This window comes from uncultured Aquincola sp. (assembly GCF_964001545.1).
Taxonomy (GTDB): Bacteria; Pseudomonadota; Gammaproteobacteria; order Burkholderiales; family Burkholderiaceae_C; genus Aquincola.
The window spans coordinates 1-3,464 of the sequence record NZ_CAXFDV010000776.1 but is presented as its reverse complement, the minus strand read 5'-3'; the positions used below and the strand labels follow the sequence as shown (position 1 = coordinate 3,464).

At 71.4% G+C, this 3,464-nt stretch carries 3 protein-coding genes and 1 pseudogene; 3 read left to right on the top strand and 1 reads right to left on the bottom strand.

Annotated features, from left to right (window positions below; all coding sequences use genetic code 11):
- Both ABNT58_RS27025 and ABNT58_RS27020 read left to right on the top strand, forming a co-directional pair.
- Window positions 1-792, top strand: a 792-nt coding sequence (locus ABNT58_RS27025; protein WP_348756469.1) for a VWA domain-containing protein, incomplete at its 5' end; no start/stop codon positions are given.
- Between the two features lie 21 nt (window positions 793-813).
- Complete coding sequence (locus tag ABNT58_RS27020; protein ID WP_348756468.1) at window positions 814-1,368, top strand: carbon monoxide dehydrogenase subunit G; 555 nt, start codon at window positions 814-816, stop codon at window positions 1,366-1,368.
- Here ABNT58_RS27020 and ABNT58_RS27015 read toward each other — a convergent pair.
- Window positions 1,365-2,810 carry a capsule assembly Wzi family protein gene (locus ABNT58_RS27015; protein ID WP_348756467.1) on the bottom strand — a complete coding sequence of 482 codons (1,446 nt, stop codon included), beginning with the start codon at window positions 2,808-2,810 and terminating at the stop codon, window positions 1,365-1,367. The genes ABNT58_RS27020 and ABNT58_RS27015 overlap by 4 nt on opposite strands.
- Before the next feature lie 246 nt (window positions 2,811-3,056).
- Between ABNT58_RS27015 and ABNT58_RS27010 the strand changes: the two are divergent.
- Window positions 3,057-3,464, top strand: a pseudogene (locus tag ABNT58_RS27010) (polyphosphate kinase 2); the annotation flags it as partial.

The window sequence follows — 3,464 nt, the reverse complement described above, 5'->3', positions numbered from 1 at the left end:
GCCACGCTCACCTTCAGCGAACGTGAGCTGCTGCAGCGCGCCGACTTCGACACCATGAGCCCCGACGAATGGCTGCAGGCCAAGCGCGCGCTGCGCCGCATGAAGCCGCTGTTCGAGCCAGTGGCCACCCGGCGCACGCGGCCCGCCGCACGCCCCGGCCGTGCCGACTGGCGTGCCACGCTGCAGGCCATGGCGCGCCAGGGCGGCGAGCTGCTGCAGCCGCGTTGGCGCGCACCGCGGGCGCGGCCGGCGCCGCTGGTGGTGCTGGCCGACATCTCGGGCTCGATGAGCCGCTACTCGCGCATGCTGCTGCACTTCACCCACACGCTGGCGCGGGCCGATGTGCGGGTGGAGAGCTTCGTCTTCGGCACCCGGCTGACCCGCACCACCCACCTGCTGCGCCAGCGCGACCCCGACATCGCCGTGGCCCAGGTGGTGCGCGCGGTGCAGGACTGGTCGGGCGGCACGCGCATCAGCGCCTGCCTGCACCAGTTCAACCAGCAGTGGGCCCGCCGCACGCTCAGCGGCCGTGCCACCGTGCTGCTGGTGACCGACGGCCTGGAGCATGGCCACACCGAGGCGCTGCGCTTCGAGATGGAGCGGCTGCACAAGAGCTGCCGGCGCCTGGTGTGGGTCAATCCGCTGCTGCGCTGGCAGGGCTTCGAGCCCAAGGCCGCCGGCATCCGCACCATGCTGCCGCACGTCGACCGCTTCGTGCCGGCGCACAACCTGGACAGCCTGGAACAACTCACCCGCCTGCTGGCCGACGACGCGCCAGCCGGCCGCCACTGAACAACAAGGGAGGACTTCGCGATGCAACTCACCAACCAGCAGACGCTGCCCGTCAGCCAGGCCCAGGCCTGGGAGGCGCTCAACGACATCAGCCTGCTGCAGTCCGCGATGCCGGGCTGCGAAAGCATCACGCCCACCGGCGACAACCAGTACGAGGTGCTGGTCACCGCCGCCATCGGCCCAGTGAAGGCCAAGTTCAAGGGCAAGCTCAAGCTGGCCGACCTGGACCCGCCCAACGCCTACAACATCCAGTTCGAAGGGCAGGGCGGCCCGGCCGGCCATGCCAAGGGCACGGCCGCGGTGCGGCTGGAGCCGGCCGGCCCCGACAGCACTGTGCTGCACTACACCGCCAATGCCACCGTGGGCGGCAAGATCGCGCAGATCGGCTCGCGCCTGGTGGACATGGCGGCGCAGAAGATGGCGGGCGAGTTCTTCGAGAACTTCAATGCCCAGCTGGCCGAGCGCTACAAGCCGGCGGCCGAGCCGGTGGCCGCCGCAGCGGCCGAGCCGGCGACCGAACCTGCCAAGCCCGGCGGCTTCTGGGCCTGGCTCAAGCGCCTCTTCGGGATGTCTTAAAGGGCCAGCAGCTTGTCCAGCGGCACCGTCACGGTGGCGCCGATGCGTGCTTGCGTCTGCCGGCCGCCATCGGCGTTCACGCGCAGCCAGCTCAGCTCGGGCGTGACGGTGGCGGGGCCCCACTGCCACTCGGTGCTGGCGGCCAGGCCCACCAGGCGGCCGTTGGCGCGGGCGTCGCGCGGGCTGCCCAGGTCGCCCATGCGCTGGCCGATGCGGCCGGCATGCAGCCGCAGCGAGCTGCGGCGCTCGGCGTTCAGCCAGCCCAGCGTTAGCAGCCGGCTGTCGGGTCCGGCGGCCGCGCCCAGCCAGCGGCCGCCGTGGGTGTAGCCGTCGGCATAGGCGTAGTTGCGGTAGGCGCAGCCCTTCTCGCCCGGCTGGCCCACCGGCATGCGGCAGCCGGTTTCGGCGTATTCACCGAACCAGCGGTGGCGGCCGTCGGCCGACCAGCCTTCCAGGCCCCACAGCGCCAGGTACTTCGAGGGCAGGTAGTCGGCTTCGTCCTCGCCCATCGCCTGCACATAGCCGGCGCAGCGCCAGCCGGTGGGGCAGTTGGCGCGCAGGTCGAAGCCGGCCAGCGCGTTGCCGGGGTCCGAGCCGCTGAAGCTCATGTCGCCGTTGTTGGTGCCGCGGCCGGCCAGCACCCGCAGCAGGCTGCGCAGCGACTGGTCGCGACCCTCGCCGCCCCACTGCACCATGCGCGTCAGGCCGATTTCCAGGCCGGGCAGCGGCTTGAGCGTCAGCCGGTTGCCGATCAGCACCGGGTCGGCTGGGCGGTGGGCCGCATCGGTCTGGGCGATGAAGAACTCGAAGTTCCAGGGGCCGGCCCACGACAGCCAGGGTGATTCGGACCGCGCGGCCGAGCCGCGCTGCAGGCCGATGCCGGTCATGGGCGCGGTGTTCTGGCTGAGCACCAGGCTGCTTTGCCAGCCCGGCCCCCACCAGGCCTGGCGCGACCAGGCCTGCAGCTGCCAGCCGCCGGCCTCTGCCACCAGCGCGCTGCCGTCCAGCCGCCACTCGGTGCCGTTGTCCCAGGGCGCGGTGGCACGGCCGGCGCGCACGCCCAGCTGGGCGGCCAGCCAGGGGCCTTCCACCGCAGGGCTGCGCAGCGTGGCGTGGCTGCCGGGCGTGCCGTCTTCGCCGAAACCGGCCAAGGCTTCGTCGGTGTTGCGCACCGTCAGCGTGGCGCTGCCACGGCGGGCGCGTTCCAGGCCGGCGGCCACGGTGTCGCGCGCGGCCTGCAGCGCGGCGGGCAGGCTGCCGGGCAAATGGTCAATGGCCTCCACCACCGCGCGGCGCGGCAGCGGCCAGTGGCTCAAGGGCAGTTGCAGGCCGGCTTCGTCGGCCAGCAGTTGCAGGGCGTGGCGCTCATACGGGGTCGGCGACCAGGGCAGGGAAGGTTGTGCGGCGGCACTGGCCACCGCCAGGCAAGTGACGGCGCCCACCAGCAGGGCACGCAGCGGAAAAACAGACGCAAACGACAAACAGACCCCGGTATGTGAAAAATCAACGGAGCAATCTAGCCGAATTGTTGCTAAGCAGCATCAATCGTCCGTGGGAGAGGCGGGTATCCGTGCGTACACACCACGAAGGTCAATATTGGCGATTGACGGACCCATCGCAGCCCCCGTCACGACAGCGTCACACGCGGCGGGCAGCGTGCCCGGGTGTTCCCTGACCGCCTGGCCGCCATGAACGACCGCACCGAAGACGCCCAACTGCTGCCCTTGCAGCGCATGCACCTCGACCTCATCGACAGCTACGACGAAGAGCTGGAAATGGCGATCGATGACGGCGACGACGCCCACGACCCCGAGGCCAAGGCCCTGCGGCGCCTGTACTTCCGCGAGCTGTTCCGGCTGCAGGGCGAGCTGGTGAAGCTGCAGGACTGGGTGGTGGCCCAGCGGCAGAAGGTGGTGATCCTGTTCGAAGGCCGCGACGCGGCCGGCAAGGGCGGCGTGATCAAGCGCATCACCCAGCGGCTGAACCCGCGTGTGTGCCGCGTGGCCGCGCTGCCCGCGCCCAACGACCGCGAGCGCACCCAGTGGTACTTCCAGCGCTACGTGAGCCACCTGCCGGCGGCCGGCGAGATCGTGCTG

Excerpts from the sequence above, each read along its gene's own strand:
- ABNT58_RS27020 (WP_348756468.1), top strand. The coding sequence starts at position 814 with ATGCAACTCACCAACCAGCAGACGCTGCCCGTCAGCCAGGCCCAGGCC.